This window comes from Shinella fusca, from assembly GCF_014203155.1.
Classification (GTDB): Bacteria; Pseudomonadota; Alphaproteobacteria; order Rhizobiales; family Rhizobiaceae; genus Shinella; species Shinella fusca.
In genome coordinates this window covers 1-16,602 of record NZ_JACHIK010000006.1, presented here as the reverse complement: position 1 = coordinate 16,602, position 16,602 = coordinate 1, and the positions used below count along the sequence as shown (strand labels likewise).

16 protein-coding genes are annotated in these 16,602 nt (G+C 66.1%); 6 read left to right on the top strand and 10 right to left on the bottom strand.

Going from position 1 to position 16,602, the window contains the following annotated elements; all coding sequences use genetic code 11:
* The first annotated feature begins 58 nt into the window (after nt 1-58).
* From HNQ66_RS10555 to HNQ66_RS10545, 3 genes are all read left to right on the top strand, one after another.
* Nucleotides 59-964 carry a LysR family transcriptional regulator gene (locus HNQ66_RS10555; RefSeq protein WP_184143897.1) on the top strand — a complete coding sequence of 302 codons (906 nt, stop codon included), beginning with the start codon at nt 59-61 and terminating at the stop codon, nt 962-964.
* 84 nt (nt 965-1,048) lie between these two features.
* A complete protein-coding gene (locus tag HNQ66_RS10550; RefSeq protein ID WP_184143895.1) occupies nt 1,049-1,690 on the top strand; it encodes a DUF1007 family protein in 642 nt (213 codons plus the stop codon).
* 170 nt (nt 1,691-1,860) lie between these two features.
* On the top strand, nt 1,861-2,862 hold the full coding sequence (locus HNQ66_RS10545) for a nickel/cobalt transporter (RefSeq protein WP_343059472.1): 1,002 nt from the start codon (nt 1,861-1,863) through the stop codon (nt 2,860-2,862).
* Here the strand turns inward: HNQ66_RS10545 and HNQ66_RS10540 are convergent.
* From HNQ66_RS10540 to HNQ66_RS10525, 4 genes are all read right to left on the bottom strand, one after another.
* Entirely contained in the window at nt 2,859-3,071 is a 213-nt protein-coding gene (locus tag HNQ66_RS10540) for a hypothetical protein (RefSeq protein WP_184143891.1), read from the bottom strand. The genes HNQ66_RS10545 and HNQ66_RS10540 overlap by 4 nt on opposite strands.
* Complete coding sequence (locus tag HNQ66_RS10535) at nt 3,068-3,760, bottom strand: GNAT family N-acetyltransferase (protein ID WP_184143889.1); 693 nt, start codon at nt 3,758-3,760, stop codon at nt 3,068-3,070. Before HNQ66_RS10535 ends, HNQ66_RS10540 begins: the two co-directional genes overlap by 4 nt.
* Nucleotides 3,761-3,830: 70 nt before the next feature.
* Complete coding sequence (locus HNQ66_RS10530; protein ID WP_184143887.1) at nt 3,831-4,523, bottom strand: tellurite resistance TerB family protein; 693 nt, start codon at nt 4,521-4,523, stop codon at nt 3,831-3,833.
* Nucleotides 4,524-4,648: 125 nt separating this feature from the next.
* Nucleotides 4,649-5,287 (bottom strand): 2-dehydro-3-deoxy-phosphogluconate aldolase, encoded by a 639-nt coding sequence (locus HNQ66_RS10525; protein ID WP_184143886.1) that lies wholly within the window; start codon nt 5,285-5,287, stop codon nt 4,649-4,651.
* A 152-nt stretch (nt 5,288-5,439) separates the two neighbouring features.
* Between HNQ66_RS10525 and HNQ66_RS10520 the strand changes: the two genes are divergently transcribed.
* Entirely contained in the window at nt 5,440-5,925 is a 486-nt protein-coding gene (locus HNQ66_RS10520) for a CYTH domain-containing protein (protein WP_184143884.1), read from the top strand.
* A 54-nt stretch (nt 5,926-5,979) separates the two neighbouring features.
* Nucleotides 5,980-6,918 carry an oxygen-dependent tRNA uridine(34) hydroxylase TrhO gene (gene trhO, locus HNQ66_RS10515; RefSeq protein WP_184143882.1) on the top strand — a complete coding sequence of 313 codons (939 nt, stop codon included), beginning with the start codon at nt 5,980-5,982 and terminating at the stop codon, nt 6,916-6,918.
* Between the two features lie 153 nt (nt 6,919-7,071).
* On the opposite strand, the gene HNQ66_RS10510 is transcribed toward trhO, so the two are convergent.
* The 6 genes from HNQ66_RS10510 to HNQ66_RS10485 form a co-directional block, all read right to left on the bottom strand.
* On the bottom strand, nt 7,072-8,445 hold the full coding sequence (locus tag HNQ66_RS10510; protein WP_184143880.1) for a GH1 family beta-glucosidase: 1,374 nt from the start codon (nt 8,443-8,445) through the stop codon (nt 7,072-7,074).
* Between the two features lie 417 nt (nt 8,446-8,862).
* Nucleotides 8,863-10,047, bottom strand: a complete 1,185-nt coding sequence (locus HNQ66_RS10505; RefSeq protein WP_184143878.1) for a Gfo/Idh/MocA family protein — start codon at nt 10,045-10,047, stop codon at nt 8,863-8,865.
* A 171-nt stretch (nt 10,048-10,218) separates the two neighbouring features.
* Nucleotides 10,219-11,271 carry a sugar phosphate isomerase/epimerase family protein gene (locus tag HNQ66_RS10500; RefSeq protein ID WP_184143876.1) on the bottom strand — a complete coding sequence of 351 codons (1,053 nt, stop codon included), beginning with the start codon at nt 11,269-11,271 and terminating at the stop codon, nt 10,219-10,221.
* A 356-nt stretch (nt 11,272-11,627) separates the two neighbouring features.
* The gene (locus tag HNQ66_RS10495; protein WP_184143875.1) at nt 11,628-12,578 is read right to left on the bottom strand and encodes a substrate-binding domain-containing protein; all 951 of its coding nucleotides are present in this window, start codon (nt 12,576-12,578) and stop codon (nt 11,628-11,630) included.
* Between the two features lie 56 nt (nt 12,579-12,634).
* Nucleotides 12,635-13,639: an ABC transporter permease gene (locus HNQ66_RS10490; RefSeq protein ID WP_184143873.1), complete on the bottom strand. Its 1,005-nt coding sequence runs from the start codon at nt 13,637-13,639 to the stop codon at nt 12,635-12,637.
* Between the two features lie 46 nt (nt 13,640-13,685).
* On the bottom strand, nt 13,686-15,212 hold the full coding sequence (locus HNQ66_RS10485) for a sugar ABC transporter ATP-binding protein (protein WP_184143871.1): 1,527 nt from the start codon (nt 15,210-15,212) through the stop codon (nt 13,686-13,688).
* Between the two features lie 220 nt (nt 15,213-15,432).
* Here HNQ66_RS10485 and HNQ66_RS10480 point away from each other — a divergent pair, with 220 nt between their 5' ends.
* Entirely contained in the window at nt 15,433-16,464 is a 1,032-nt protein-coding gene (locus tag HNQ66_RS10480; RefSeq protein WP_184143869.1) for a LacI family DNA-binding transcriptional regulator, read from the top strand.
* Nucleotides 16,465-16,602: the final 138 nt, after the last annotated feature.

Here is a 16,602-nt window from a genome sequence, read left to right as displayed (position 1 = left end):
CCGTGCCTGACGCAGGCCGGAACGCAAGACACCCGGCGCACCATTCAAGTGGGGACACATGGATACATTGACCCGGATCCGGGCCTTCATCGACGTGGTCGATGCCGAGGGCTTTTCCGCCGCCTCGCGCAAGACCGGCCGCTCCAAGGCGCTGCTTTCCAAATATGTGCGCGAGCTGGAGGACGAACTCGGCACGCTGCTGCTCAACCGCACCACCCGCCAGTTCTCGATGACCGAGGCCGGCCACACCTATTACCGCACCGCCTCCGACATCCTGAAGGAGATCGACAACCTCGCCGATCTGGTGCGCGAGAAGAACACGGACCTGCGCGGCAAGCTGAAGGTTTCGGCGCCCCGCACCTTCGTCGATGCCGATATCGGCCAGTCGCTGATCGATTTCGGCCGGGAGCATCCCGAGCTTTCGCTGGAGATCGTCTCCGACGACCGCTTCGTCGACCTGGTGGAAGAGGGCTTCGACGTCGCCATCCGCATCACGCGGTTGGAGGATTCGGCCCTCATCGCCCGCAAGCTCGGCGATTTCTACCTGAAGATCTGCGTCAGCGAGGAATTCCTGGAGCGGGTCGGTCCCATCGAGCATCCGGGCGACCTTGCCCGCCTTCCCTGCATCATCGACACGAACGGCAAGTCGCACAGCAACTGGCGCTTCGTCGATGAGAAGGGCGCGGGCTTTTCCGTTCCGGTAAGCGGCCATATCGAGGTGAACAGCCCGACGGCCGCCGTGCGCGCGGCGGCAAGCGGCCTCGGCGTCGCGCAGGTGCCGGCCTTCATCGCCCGCTCCTGCCTCGAATCGGGCCGCATCGTCTCCGTCCTCGAAGACTATCTTCCGACCGACCGCGGCATCTACGCGATCTACCCGCACCGCCGCTACCTGCCGGCAAAGGTGCGCACCTTCGTGGATTTCCTGCACGGCTGGTTCCGCCGCAATCCGGGCATCGAATCCTAGGGGTCCCAATTCCGACCCATTTCCGCTTCAATGAACCGGACGATTCTCCATTTCGCAAAGCATGCGCGAGAGGCCCGAGACCCGATGCGATTCCTCCCCCTTCTCATCGCCGGTGCGGCCCTTGCCGCGCCTGCCGCGGCGCTCGCCCATCCGCACATCTTCGCCGAGGCGCGGCTGGAGGTGGTGGCGGGCGAGGACGGGACAATCGAAGAGCTGCGCAACGTCTGGCGCTTCGACGAGATGTTCTCGGCCAGCGTCGTCATGGATTTCGACAAGAACAGCAATGCCGAGCTCGACCCGGACGAGCTTGCCGAGGTCGGCAAGACCGTCCTCGATTCGCTGGAGGAGTTCAGCTACTACACGACCATCACCGAGGACGGCCGGACGGTGAAGGTCAGGAAACCCGACGTCATCAACGTCGACTACAAGGACGGCCAGCTCCTGATGTTCTTCGCCGTCAAGCCGGACGAGGTCATGCCGCTCAAGGGCAAGCTCACCTTCGGCGTCTACGACCCCACCATGTACGCCTCGATGGATTTCCCTTCGGACGGCGACCTCGTGACCGTCGGCGACAAGTTCGCCGCCTGCAAGAGCGCCGTCGTGCGGCCGGACCCCGACGAGGTGCTTTCGGAAAACCAGTCGAGCCTCACCGACGCCTTCTTCAACGACCCCACCGGCACCGACATGTCGAAACTCTTCGCCACCCGGCTGGAGGTCACATGCTGAGCGGCGGGCGTAGCGCTACCCCCCTCTGCCCTGCCGGGCATCTCCCCCTCAAGGGGGGAGATCGGCAAGACGCATGCCCTTTGCTCAAACTGCTACGTCAACGATGGGCGAAACGCCGCTCCATCCAATCTCCCCCCTTGAGGGGGAGATGTCCGGCAGGGCAGAGGGGGGTGAGTCACACCCGCCACCTCGCCCTCCTCCTCCTTTTCGCCCTCACCCTCTTCGCTCCCCTCGCCCACGCCGCATCTCCGCTCGGCATCGGCTCGGCCGAGCCGGGGTTCAACACGACGGGCGTCTTCGGCGGCCTCTTCGCCTGGATCAACACGCAGCAGGTGGGCTTCTACCGGCTGATGACGGGCGCATTGAAGGAGATGCGGGAAACGCCGTGGGCAGCCGTAACGCTCGTCGGCCTTTCCTTCGCCTACGGCATCTTCCATGCCGCCGGCCCCGGCCACGGCAAGGCGGTCATCTCGTCCTACATGCTGGCGAACGAGGTGGAGCTGAAGCGCGGCGTCCTCCTCTCCTTCCTCTCGGCGATCCTGCAGGGCATCGTCGCAATCCTCCTCGTCGGCGCGGCCTATCTGTTCCTGCGCGGCACGACCGTCTCCATGACCGACGCCACCCGGGCGCTCGAAACGGGAAGCTACGCCCTCATCGCCCTCTTCGGCGCCTGGCTGCTCTTGCGCAAGCTCGCGCCCGCCCGCCGCGTCCCGGCAATCGGCGCGCAGGCGGTCGAGGTTCACGGCACGCACGACCACGGGCATCACCACCATCATCATCATCATGCCGGAGAGGTCTGCTCGACCTGCGGCCACGCCCATGCGCCGGACCCGTCGCTCCTGAAGGGCGAGCGCTTCGCGCTGCGCGAGGCATGGTCGGCCATTATCGCCGTGGGGCTTCGGCCCTGCTCGGGCGCACTGATCGTCCTCAGCTTCGCCCTGCTCAACGGCCTCTATCTCGGCGGAGTCATCGCCGTCCTTGCCATGTCGATCGGCACGGCCATCACCGTCTCGATCCTCGCCACCCTCGCCGTCACGGCCAAGGGCGCGGCCATGCGCTTTGCCGGCAACGGCTCGCTTGGCGCGCGCATCGGCACCGCCATCGAGATCGGCGGCGCGCTCCTGGTCATGGTGATGGGCCTGCTGTTGCTCGGCGCTTCGCTACAGGCCTAGTTTCCGCGCCGCCGCTGGTAGCGCGCCCGCAGCCAGAAGATGAGGAAGAAGCCGGCGACGAGGAGCGCGCCGAACGCGCCTGCCAGCCAGGGCGAGACGGCGCCGAGCGCGATCATGATCTTCGGCAGGAAATAGAACGCGAGCCCCGTGCCGAAGAGGATGAGCAGCGCGGCCAGCGCCTGCGCCTTGCGCTCCGGTGCCCCGCTCACGCCACGCCCGCCTTGGCGATATCGGCGCGGATATCTTCCAGCTTCCGCTTCTGCCGGCCGTCCGCGCCGAAATTCTCCGGCGACAGCCAGGCGTCGAAAGCTTTCGCCAGCACCGGCCATTCGCCGTCGATGATGGAGAACCATGCCGTATCCCGGTTCTCACCCTTGGACAGCATGTGCTGGCGGAAGACGCCCTCGAAGGTAAAGCCGAGCCGGGCGGCGGTGCGCTTGCTGGCCGCGTTGTCGTTGTGGCACTTCCACTCGTAGCGGCGGTAGCCGAGGTCCTCGAAGGCGTGCCTTGCGAGAAGATAGTGCGCCTCGGTGGACATCGGCGAGCGTGCCATGCCGGCGCCATGGGCGACGCCGCCGATCTCGACCACGCCGTTCGCCGGGTCGGGGCGCATGTAATGCGCCATGCCGACCGGCTTGCCGCTCGCCTTGTCGATAATGACCTCGCGCACCCAGCCGCCCTTGATGGCCTTTTCGGACCAGGCGTCGAAATCCTCGATGCCGGCGAAATCGGCCTGCGTGAAATAGAGGAGCAGCGGATTGATCCCCATGCCGCCGAAGGCCTCCCAGAGGGCTTCGAGATGGCGCGCGCGATCATAGGGCTCGAGGCGCACGGTGCGCCCTTCGAGCGTCACGGGCGCCGGCGGCGGGCAGCCCTTCCAATCCTTGAGATCGCGCATGAAAAATCCTCCTTCGGTCTGGCGAAGGGATAGAACAGCCGGACGGCCGGCGCAATGCGGAAAGCGGGGATCAGGCCTTGGCGGCCGAAACCGTCGCCTCGATATGGTCGACCAGCGCATCGGCAAGGCCGAGGCGGCCGGCAAGGAGGTCGAGATAGCCGCGCTCGGCCCGCGTCTCCGGCTCGATGGCAAGGCGCGAGGCGGTATAGAGCTCGACGCACTGCTCTTCCGTCGCCGCCGCGACGACGATGGCGTCGAGGTCGACCGGGTTGGCAAGCTCGTTTTCGAGGAACTGCGCGGCGTCCGCGCCGAGGCCGGAGACCTTCAGCTTGTCCATGATGCGGGCGCGCTCGGCATCGTCGATATGGCCGTCGGCGCGCGAGGCGGCGATCATGGCGCGCACGAGGATGAGGGCGAAATCCGTGCTGACGGCTTCGGGATGGAAGCCGGAATCGGCCGGCGGCGGCAGAAGCTCGGGCGTGCCGGCGTCAGCGGTCGCGGCCGGGCTCTGGCCGGCGCGGTAGTTCTTGTAGGCCTGGTAGCCGAGGCCGGCGATGGCGGCGAGGCTGCCGAGCTTCAGCGCCGAGCCCGCGACCTTGCGCCCGCCATCCGTGCCGAGCAGCACGCCGGCAATGGCGATGGTGGCCAGCGGATTGTCCTTGGCGAGCTGGGTGACCTGGCCGGCGCGCTCGCGCACCGTGCCGCCCGCGCCGGGCACCTGCGAACCGAGGAACTGGTCAAGCAACGTCTTGGCGTCAAACATGGGCGTCTCCGTTTCTCCCGTCTCGGCAAGGGCCGACTGCAAGGCAAGATAGGAAGGCGCGCCGCCAATTACAAACACGAATGGGCGGCCGGAAGCCGCCCATCCGCAAATCCTTCGAACCTGCCTCAGGCCTTGAGCGCGGCCGCCTCGGCGGCAAGCTTCTCGATGCCCGCCCAGTCGCCCTTTGCAACAAGTTCCTTCGGCGCGACCCACGAGCCGCCGACGCACACGACGTTGGGCAGCGAGAGGTAGTCGTTGGCGTTCTTGAGCGAGATGCCGCCCGTCGGGCAAAACAGCGTGCCGGCAAGCGGCGAGGAGAGCGACTTGAGATAGGCCGCACCACCGGCCTGCTCGGCCGGGAAGAACTTCAGCACCTCGTAGCCTTCCTCGCGAAGGCCCATGACCTCGCTGGCCGTCGCCGCACCCGGCAGGAGCGGGATTTCGGAACCGGCGGCGGCATCGATCAGCTCCTGCGTCGTGCCGGGGCTGACGATGAACTGCGAACCGGCCTCCACGGCCGCCTCGAACTGCGCGGCGTTGAGGATCGTGCCGGCACCGGCGACGGCGCCCTCGACCTCGTTGGCAACGGCGCGGATCGCCTCCAGCGCCGCGGTCGTGCGCAGCGTGATCTCGATGGCCTTGAGGCCGCCGGCCACCAGCGCGCGCGCCAGCGGCACGGCCGTCTTGACGTCGTCGATGACCAGCACCGGCACCACCGGCTGCAGCTTCAGGACGGAAAGGAGCTTGGCGTTTTTCTCGCGCATGGCACCACCTTTTAAAACGATTGAATTGAGCCCGGCATAGCGTGTCCGCCGCGCCCTGTCGAGCCTAAAGCACGATTTGCGGCCTTGTCATGACACACTTATCGTGTAGTCTTCCCCCGCCCAAGCCCCTCTCCAACCGCGAAAGCGAGCCTATGGCGAAAGAGATCGAGCGGAAGTTCCTGGTGTCGGGCCAGCGCTGGCGCACCTTCGCAGACGAAGGCATCGCCATAAGACAGGCTTACATCGTCGCCCAGGACGACCGTTCCCTCCGGGTCCGCCTCTACGGCGACGGGCGCGCGCGCCTCACCCTCAAGGTCGGCCATACCATGCTCGTGCGCGACGAATACGAATTCGACGTCGACCGCGACGAGGCGGAAGACATGCTGCGCCACGCCATCGGCAACGTCATCGAGAAGGTGCGCTACCGGGTGCCCTATGAGGGGCATGTCTGGGAGGTCGACGTCTATGGCGGCGTGCACCGGGGCCTGGTGATCGCCGAGGTGGAGCTTTCCTCCATCCACGACGAGCCGGCGCTGCCGAACTGGGTGGGCCGGGAGGTGACGGGCGAAAGCCGCTACTCCAACCAGTCGATGGCGCTCGGCGCCAGCACCGGCGAAAGCCTGCACCAGCTCACCTGAGGCGCTACGCCGCGCCGCATTGCCTGAAAAGCGGCGAGGCTGTATGGGACGGCCATGACAAACGAGATCCTTTCGCATGCCGGGGACGGCGGCTTCCTCGTCGCCGCGCTCTATCATTTCGTCCCGGTTCCGCATTTCGCGGCGCTGCGCGCGCCCTTGCAGGCGCTCTGCGAGGAGAACGACGTGCGCGGCACGCTGCTGCTTGCCCACGAGGGCATCAACGGCACCGTCGCCGGCCCGCCGGAGGGCGTTCGCGCCGTACTTTCCTTCCTGCGCCGCCAGCCGGAATTTTCCGCGCTGGAGCACAAGGAGAGCCATGCCGCCGAAATGCCCTTCCTGCGCATGAAGGTGCGGCTGAAGAAGGAGATCGTCACCATGGGCGTCGAGGACATCGACCCCAACCGCTCCGTCGGCACCTATGTGGCGCCGCAGGACTGGAACGCGCTGATCTCCGACCCCGACACCATCGTCATCGACACGCGCAACGACTACGAGACGGCGATCGGCATGTTCAAGGGCGCGGTCGACCCGAACACCAAGACCTTCCGCGAGTTTCCCGACTGGGTGCGGAACAATGCGGGCCTGCACAACAAGCCGAAGATCGCCATGTACTGCACCGGCGGCATCCGCTGCGAGAAGGCCACCGCCTTCATGAAGGAAGAGGGCTTCGAGGAGGTCTACCACCTCAAGGGCGGCATCCTGAAATATCTGGAGGAAGTGCCGGCGGAAGAGAGCCTGTGGGAGGGCGCCTGCTTCGTCTTCGACGAGCGCGTCTCCGTCACCCACGGCCTTGCCGAAGGCGAGCACGAACTCTGCCGTGCCTGCCGCCATCCACTGACGGCCGAAGAGATCGCCTCCCCCCTCTTCGAAGCCGGCGTCTCCTGCCCCCACTGCCACGCCACCCGCAGCGAGGAAGACCGCCTGCGCTTCCGCCAGCGGCAAAAGCAGATGGACCTTGCGAGGAAGCGCGGCGAGCGGCATCTGGGGAAGTAGCTGCGAAAAGCCCCTCATCCGCCTACCGGCACCTTCTCCCCGCAAGCGGGGCGAAGGGAATATGCCGCGCCGTTTTCCTCGATCGACAACCGTTTGCAGGGCACGTCCCCTCTCCCCGTTTACGGGGAGAGGGTTAGGGTGAGGGGCAAGCGCTCACCGCTTCCGGTGGTTCCCCTTGGGAAACTCCCCCGCGAGCGCCGCATACCATTTCCCGCTCTTCTTCACCGTGCGCACCTGCGTGTCGTAGTCCACATGCACGATGCCGAAGCGCATGCGGTAGCCTTCCGCCCATTCGAAATTGTCCATCAGGCTCCAGGCGAAGTAGCCGCGCATCGGGTAGCCCTCGGCGATGAGGTCGGCGGTGACGGCAAGGTGCTCGGCGATGTAGTCGAGGCGGGGCTGGTCGTCGACCGTGCCGTTCTCCACGCCCATATTGTAGCAGGCGCCGTTCTCCGTGATGTAGCAATCGGGCAGCCGGTAATCCGCGTTGAGCTTGCGGATGAGATCGCCGAGGGCCGGCGCGAAGACTTCCCAGCCGATATCCGTCTTGATATCTACAACGGGCGGGGCGGGAACGGTCGCCGGGAACGCCGCCCCTTCGGCCGGATCGTTCGCGACGCGCATCGGCGTATAGTAGTTGAGGCCCCACCAGTCGAGCGGCTGGGAAATCGTCTCCATGTCGCCGGGCTCGATTTCCGGCATACGGTCGCCGAGGGCGGCGAGGAAGCGTTCCGGATATTCGCCCTTGAAGACCGGGCCGAAGAAGACGCCGTTGTGGAAATCGAAGGCGCGGTCGGCGGCATCCCGGTCGGCCGCACTGTCGCTGCCCGGATAGATCGAATGGGCGTTCAGCACGAGGCCGACGGGAAGCTCCGGCCGCTCGGCGCGGATGGCCGCAACGCCGAGGCCATGGGCGAGATTGGTGACGTGGAGCGCATGGAGCGCGGCATCCATGTTGCGCTCGCCCGGCGCGTGGATGCCGTAGAGATGGCTGAGCCAGACGGAGCACCACGGCTCGTTGAGGGTCGCCACCGCATCCAGCCGGTCGCCGAGCCGGGCGATGACCGTGCGGGCATAGCGCTGGAAGGCATAGGCCGTCTGGCGCGCCGTCCAGCCGCCGTCGCCCGCCAGCATCAGCGGCAGGTCCCAATGGTAGAGCGTGGCGAAGGCCTTGATGCCGCGCGCCTTCAGGCCGTCGACGAGCCGGTCGTAGAAATCCAGCCCCTTCTCGTTCACCGGCCCCGTGCCCTCCGGAACGATGCGCGGCCAGGCGATGGAGAAGCGGTAGGCTTCGACGCCGAGCGAGGCGATGAGGTCGAGATCCTCCTCCAGCCGGTTGTAATGATCGCAGGCGATATCGCCGTTTTGCCGGCCGAAGACCCGGCCCGGCATGTTGGAAAAGGCATCCCAGATCGACGGCTTGCGCCCGTCCATCTTCGCAGCCCCCTCGATCTGGAAGGCGGCGGTCGCCACGCCGAACACGAAGTCGCCGGGAAAGCGGTCGGCAAGGGTCTTGGGGTCGATCATCGGTCGTCTCTATGCTGGGAGGAATTTTCCGCCGCGCGAGCGGCACCTGCAACGTTGCAGTAAAGCGATTTCGCAAAAAGTCAATCGTGAAGCATGCCAAATCCATCCCGCACACCGAAGCGTCGGAGCCGTGCCGTGAGATGTGGATCCTCGGGTCAAGCCCGAGGATGACGAAGAGAGAGAGAGAGAGAGAGAGAGGGGCAGCGGCAAAAGCGACAGTGGCGCGTGCCGCCTCGGTTAATAGGACGCAATTGTTTCCGCTCCGTTGCCCGGACGTGATCCGGGATGACGAAAGCAGGAGGGGCGGTGCGTCATGCCGCGGCATCCACCGGATGGAGCGCCCCTCGCCTCCCCCGCCGTCATCCTCGGGCTTGACCCGAGGATCCACATCTCACGGCACGCCTTACCGGCCTGCCCTCAGACCTTCACCCACGCCCCGTTGCGCTTCGAGGACTGCACGCAGGCATCCACGAAGAGCATGCCCTTGAGGCCGTCGTCCACCGTCGGATAGGTGACGGCAGGGTCGACCGCCGTGCCGCTTCGCCTGGCGTAGATGGCGCGGGCGGCTTCGGAATAGATGTTGGCGAAGCCTTCGAGATAGCCTTCCGGATGGCCCGACGGCACGCGGCTGACGCGGGCGGCGGCGGGGCCGGAGCCGGCGCCGTTTCGCGTGATGAGGCGCTTCGGCTCGCCGAAGGGCGTGTACCAGAGATAGTTCGGATCGGCCTGCACCCATTCGAGGCCGCCCTTCGTGCCGTAAACGCGGACCTTGAGGCCGTTCTCATGGCCGGGCGCGACCTGGCTGCACCAGAGCGTGCCCTTGGCGCGCACGCCGTCCTTCTCACGGAAGCGCATCATGACATGGGCGTTGTCGTCGAGCCGGCGGCCCGGCACGAAGCTGTCGAGATCGGCGGAAAGCTCCTCCAGCTCGAGGCCGGAGACGAAGCAGCCGAGATTGTAGGCATGGGTGCCGATATCGCCCGTCGAGCCGCCCGCGCCGGATTTCGTGGGGTCGGTGCGCCAGGCGGCCTGCTTCTGGCCGCTGCTCTCGATATCCTCCGTCAGCCAGTCCTGCGGATATTCCATCTGCACGAGGCGGATGGCGCCGAGCTCGCCACTCGCGACCATCTCGCGGGCCTGCCGGACCATCGGATAGCCGGTGTAATTGTGGGTGAGGACGAAGAGGGCGTCGCTCTCCTCGGCGAGCTTCTTCAATTTGCGCGCGTCGGCGAGCGTCGAGGTCAGCGGCTTGTCGCAGATGACGTGGATGCCGCGCTTCAAAAATTCCCTGGCGGCCTCGTAGTGGACGTGGTTCGGCGTGACGATCGCCACGGCCTCGATGCCGTTCTTCAGCTTCGCCTCGCGGATCGCCATCTCCTTGAAGCTGCCGTAGCTGCGCGAGGGGTCGAGCCCGAGTTCGCGCGCCGACTGCTCGGCCTTTTCCGGCGAGGACGAGAGCGCGCCGGCGACGAGCTCATAGTGATCGTCGAGCCTTGCGGCGATGCGGTGCACCGCGCCGATGAAGGCGCCCGACCCGCCGCCGACCATGCCGAGCCGGATGCGGGGTTGGCGCGACTCGCTTGCGCTTCCTTCGATTGCCATCTGTGTTCCTCCTGAAAGTTGTGCGGGAGGCTCACCCCCCTCTGTCACTTCGTGACATCTCCCCCACAAGGGGGGAGATCAAATCGCAGCACCACCTTGCTCCAAACCAATCTCCCCCCTTGTGGGGGAGATGCCCGGCAGGGCAGAGGGGGGTATTCCCGCTCTAGCCTCTCACAGCCCCAGCATGCGCCGGTTCGCGGCCTCGTCCGTGCCCGCGTCGGCAAAATCGTCGAAGGCCTTTTCCGTGACGCGGATGATGTGCGCCTTGACGAATTCGGCCCCTTCGCGCGCGCCGTCCTCGGGGTGCTTGAGCGCGCATTCCCACTCGACCACGGCCCAGCCGGCAAAGTCGTTGGCGGCCATCTTGGAGAAGACGGCGCCGAAATCGACCTGGCCGTCGCCGAGCGAGCGGAAGCGGCCGGCGCGGTTCACCCAGCCCTGGTAGCCGCCGTAGACGCCCTGCCGGCCCGTCGGGTTGAACTCGGCATCCTTCACATGGAACATGCGGATGCGGTCCTTGTAGATGTCGATATTGTCGAGATAGTCGAGGCATTGAAGCACATAGTGCGAGGGGTCGTAGAGCATGCAGGCGCGGGCATGGTTGCCGGTGCGCTCCAGGAACATCTCGTAGGTGATGCCGTCGTGCAGGTCCTCGCCCGGATGGATCTCGTAGCAGACGTCGACGCCGCAGTCCTCGGCATGGTCGAGGATCGGCTTCCAGCGTTTCGCGAGTTCGTCGAAGGCCGTCTCGACGAGGCCGGCCGGGCGCTGCGGCCAGGGATAGACGAAGGGCCAGGCGAGCGCGCCGGAAAAGCTCGCCATCGCATTAAGGCCGAGGTTCTTCGAGGCGGTGAGCGCGAGCTTCACCTGCTCGACGGCCCAGGCCTGCCGCGCCTTCGGGTTGCCGCGCACTTCTGGCGCCGCAAAACCGTCGAAGGCCTCGTCATAGGCGGGATGCACGGCGACGAGCTGGCCCTGCAGATGAGTGGAGAGCTCGGTGACCTCGACGCCGTTCTCGCGCGCCTTGCCGGCGAACTCCTCGCAATAGGCCTTGGATTCGGCCGCCTTCTTCAGGTCGATGAGGCGCGCGTCCCAGGTCGGGACCTGCACGCCCCTGTAGCCGATATCGGCGGCCCATTTGGTGATGGCGTCCCAGGAATTGAACGGGGCGGCGTCGCCCGCGAACTGGGCGAGAAACAGGCCGGGGCCCTTGATCGTCTTCATATTCGGCGTCCTCCCATGGAGACCCGGCCATCCGCGCGGCCGGTCTGAGATGTTCTTGCGGTACGTACCGCAGCGCGTGGCAGGCTACCGGCCTTTGGCCGGTCGGGCAATGTGGAAATTCGGTGTCGGCACATCGGCGGAGCGGCGGGCGTACTGCCCTTTCGCTGGCACCCACTCCCTCTCTTTCGTCATCCTCGGGCTTGACCCGAGGATCCACCGCCTCACCCGCGGCATGGAAGGTCGGGTCGAGCCCGACCATGACGGAGGAGAGGGAAGCGGGCTTGCCGGCGGTGTGTCGGCATTGTCGGCAGGCCGCCCGGGTCGTCATGTCCCGGGCGGCCCGCTTCGTCTTCAGATCAGAACGGGGAGTCCGGGAAGTAGAAGTCCTTCGCGTTGTCCTTCGTCACCAGCGTGGCGTCGATGGTGTAGACGCCGCGGACCGGGACCTGGCCGTAGAAGTTGGCGGCGGTCATTTCGAGCGCGGTGCCCACCATTGCCGGCGGATAGAGCACGTCGACCGGGATCATCTTGTCGCCGTCCATGACCTTCTTGATCATGTCCTTCGAGCCGGCGCCGGCAATGACATACTGGATGTCCGTGCGGCCGGCCTGCTCGATGGCCTGGAGGACGCCGACGGCCATGTCGTCGTCCTGGCACCATACGACGTCGATCTTCTGGTACTTGGTCAGGTAGTCCTGCATGACCTTGAAGGCGTCGTCGCGGTTCCAGTTGCCGTACTGGCGGTCGAGGATCTTGACGTTCGAGCCTTCGATGCCCTTGTCGAAGCCGTCCTGGCGCTGCTGGTCGATCGGGATCGCCATGCCGCGGATGACGACGACTTCGGCGTCCGGCGTCGTGGTCTTGATGTATTCGCCGGCCGTCTGGCCGAGGGCGAAGTTGTTGCCGGCGACGTAGAGGTCACGCACCGAATTGTCGTTGGTGCTCGGCGCACGGTCGACGAGCGCGACGAACGTGCCCTTGTCCTTGACTTCCTTGATGGCGTTGACGAGCGGATCCGGGTCGGTCGGCAGGATGACGAGCGCGTCGATGCCCTGCGTCTCGAGGTCCTGCACGGCGTTCGCCTGGCTCGCCGGATCGGGCGAGGTCTTGACGATGACGTTGAGGCCCGGATTGCTGTCCATCAGGATCTTGGCGACGCGTTCGGCATGGTAGACGACGCCGGCCGTCCAGCCGTGGTCGGCGGCCGGGATCGACACGCCGATCGTCACCTTCTTGTCTTCCGCATGGACGGCGCCGGCGACGAGCGCCATGGCCGCGACCGTCAGGCCCAGTAGTTTCTTGCGCATGAGTTTCCTCCCAATATCAGGTCCGGTTCGAATGCCGGGCGACCCGTTACCCGGTTTTACGACTTGCGCACCAGCGAGCGCTGGACGAGCATCGCAATGATGATGATCGCGCCCTGGATGGCACCGATCAGGTATTCGCTGATGAAGTTGGAGAGCAGCATGATGTTGCCGACCAGCTCCAGGATGAAGGCGCCGCAGATGGTGCCCCAGACGCGTCCTGCCCCGCCCTTTAGCGCCGTGCCGCCGACGACGACCGCGGTGATCGCCTGCAGTTCCCAAAGGATGCCGGTGGTGGCGGAGGTGGAGCCGAGGCGCGGCACGTAGAGCAGCACGGCGATGGCCACGCACAGGCCCTGGATGACGAAGGCAATGGTGCGCACGCGGTTGACCGGGATGCCGGAATAGCGCGCGACGTCGCTGTTCGAGCCGACGGCGACGACATGGCGGCCGTAGCGCATGCGGTAGAGGATGAAGGCGGCAACGGCGGTGACGGCGAAGATGACGACGATCGGCACCGGAACGCCGAAGATGTAGCCGAAATAGGCCGGGCGGTAGAGCGCCTGCAATTCCGGCTCGCGCAGCGTGATCGCGCCGCCCTGCGAGAGCCAGGTGGTCAGCCCGCGATAGATGCCCATCGTGCCGAGCGTGGCGATGAAGGGCTCGATCTTGCCGACCGTGGTGATGAGGCCGTTGGCAAGGCCGCAGGCCGCGCCGATGACGACCGTCAGCACGACGGCCGCCGCCAGCATCAGCGCCGGATCGGCGATCACGCCTGAATTCATGAAGAGGATCATGATCGAGGCGACGAAGGCGACCATGGAGCCGACCGACAGGTCGAGGTCGCCGGCCGAGATGACGAAGGTGGCGCCGACCGCGATGATGGCGATGAAGGCGCTGCGCGTCGCGACGTTCGCAAGGTTGTTGAGGCCGATGAAGTTGGGGTTCACCAGCGCGCCGACGATGAGCAGCAGCGCAAGCGCGGCGAAGGGCGCGACGGCCCTCAGGTCCACGTCCCGCCAGCTCCGGCCCCGCGGCTTCGTTTCGACTGCGTCTTCCGTCATCTTCGTCCCCGACATGATTTCGTTGTTGTGGCGCCCGGCGAACCGCTCAGGCCGCGCTCTTCTTCTTCAGGCCCGCCGAATAGCGCATGATCTCCTGCTCGGAGATTTCCTCGCCTTCAAGGATGCCGACGATCCGCCCTTCCCGCATGACGGCAACGCGCGTGCACAGGCCGATGATCTCCGGCATCTCCGAGGAGACGACGACGATCGACTTGCCGTCGCGGGCGAGCGCCGAGATGAAATGGTAGATCTGCTGCTTGGTGCCGACGTCGATGCCGCGCGTCGGCTCGTCGATGATGATGACGTCGGGCTCGGTCTCCATGACCTTGGCAAGCAGCAGCTTCTGCTGGTTGCCGCCCGACATGCGGCCGGCGACGACCCGCCCGTCGCGCACGCGGATGTCGAAGCGCCGGCGCGCCCGCTCCAGCGCGCCCGCCTCGCTCTTCGGGCTGAGGTAGCCGTATTGCCCGTGCTTATCCAGCGATTGCAGCGTGAGGTTGGCCGTCATGCGCGAGTTCAGCAGCAGGCCCTTGTGCTTGCGGTCCTTCGTCATATAGGCGATGCCGACGCGGTTGGCGGCATGGACGTCGCCGGAGGGCACGCTCTCGCCGCGCACGCAAACCTCGCCGGAAAGACGCGGGCGCAGCCCTGCCACCGCTTCCATCAGCTCCGTGCGGCCCGAGCCGATGAGGCCGGAAAAGCCGAGGATCTCGCCCTTGCGCACCTCGAAACTCGCATCCTTGACATAGTTCGTCGAAAGCCCCTCGACCGAAAGCGCCACCTCCTCGTCGACGCTCGGCTCCTGCTTGGCGGGATAGAGGCTGGAAAGCTCGCGGCCGACCATGAGCTGGGCGATGGACTCGCCGTCGAGAATGCTCGTCGGCGCGGTCTTCACCCATTGCCCGTCGCGCAGCACGGTCACGCGGTCGGTCAGTTCCATCACTTCGTCCAGCTTGTGCGAGACGAAGACGAACGACGTTCCCTGCTCCCTGAGCTTGCGCACCTGGCGGAAGAGGAAATTGGTCTCCTCGCGGGAGAGGACGGCGGTGGGCTCGTCCATGAAGATGATGCGCGCATCGCGGCTGATGGCCTTGGCGATCTCCACCATCTGCTTGTCGGCGATGGAGAGCGAGCTGATCTGCGCCATCTCGTCGACATGGGAGCCGAGCTGGTCGAGCACGCGGCGCGTCTCGGCACGCATGAACTTGCGGTCGAGCACGCCGTAGCGCGTGACCTCGCGGCCGAGGAACAGGCTCTCGGTCACGGTGAGGTGTTCGGCGAGGTTGAATTCCTGGTGGATGATGACGATGCCGAGCGCCTCGGCCTGGCCGTTCGGCGGCAGCTTCACCGGCTGGCCGTCGAGCAGGATCTCGCCGGAGGTCGGCTGCTCGAAGCCGGAGAGGATCTTTACCAGCGTCGACTTGCCGGCGCCGTTCTCGCCCATGAGCGCATGGATTTCGCCGGCGCGCAGCTCGAAATTGACGCTGAACAGCACCTGCACGCCGCTGAACGACTTGGAGATGCGGCGTGCGGCGAGAACGACGGGAGCCCCGTCGGCAGCCTGCGGATTCATGGATTTCCTCCCTGCGGCTCCTCGACCGCTTGGAGATGATGTAAACCTTTACACAGATCATGTAAAGGTTTACATCATGGGATATCAGGAATTTTCACCAAGCGCCGTTTGACCCGCGGGCCAGTCTGTGTAGTGTCCCCGCACATCCGTTCCTTCCGCGCGACTGGCGAGGCTGCCCGCTTCGTTTCTTGCCGGAATCCACCGCCGAGTGAGAGCCCATTTGTCGACGTCCAGCCCCGCCACGATCGAGGATGTTGCGCGCATCGCGCAGGTCTCGATCGCGACCGTCTCGCGGGCGATCCACACGCCGGAGAAGGTGGCCAACTCGACGCGGCTGAAGGTCAACCAGGCGATCGCCATCACCGGCTACACGACCAATGCGATGGCGCGGAGCCTCCGCCTCGGCCGGTCGAACATGATCCTCGTCGTCGCGCCCGATATCGGCGACCCGAACTTCTCCAACATCCTCGTGGGGCTGGAGAACGAGGCACGCTCGCACGGCTACGGCATCCTCATCGGCCATACGCAGAACGACCCGCAGCGCGGGCTCGAATACCTGAAGTTCCTCAATTCCAACCAGGCGGCGGGGCTCATCCTCTTCACCGGCATCCTGCCCTTCGGCCACCAGTCGATGACGGCGCGCCTGCCGCCGAGCGTCGGCGTCTTCGAGCCGGTCTATAACGGCGGCATTCCCTATGTCGGCGTCGACGACATAGAGGGGGCGAGGAAAGCCGTCGACCTTCTCGTCGCCGAGGGCCACCGCAAGATCGCCTTCATCGGCGATTCGCGCACGCGCCTTGCCTACAGCCGCCGCCGTCAGGGCTATGACGCGGGGCTGGACGCGGCCGGCGTGCCGGCGCACGAGCGCATCATCCTCGAAGGCGACGGGACGATCGAGAGCGGGCGGCTGGCACTGGAACAGCTCTTCATGCGCGACACGCTGCCGAGCGCCTTCATGTGCGTCAACGACCAGACGGCCATCGGCGTGATGATCGGCCTTCGCGCGCGCGGCTACGACATCCCCGCCGACTTTTCCGTGACCGGCTTCGACGATGTGCCGCAGGCGACCTTCATGACGCCCTCGCTGACGACGATCCGCCAGCCCCGCACCGCCATCGGCAAGGCCGCCATGGCGCTGCTGCTGGAACTCCTCTCCGGCGCCGAGCCGCCGGACGACGAGATCCTGCTGACGCCGGACCTCATCGTGCGCAATTCGGTAAGCGGCCCGGCGCGGCGGTTTTTGAAGCGGTAGTCGCCGTTCGAATAAGACGGAACGCCCCTCATCCGGCCTGCCGGCCACCTTTGTAACTTCCCTTTGCCCGGGATTGGCGCTGTATTGCCGATTGCGGTGGCGGATGAGAGACCGCAGCACCTTTGGGACACCAAGCCC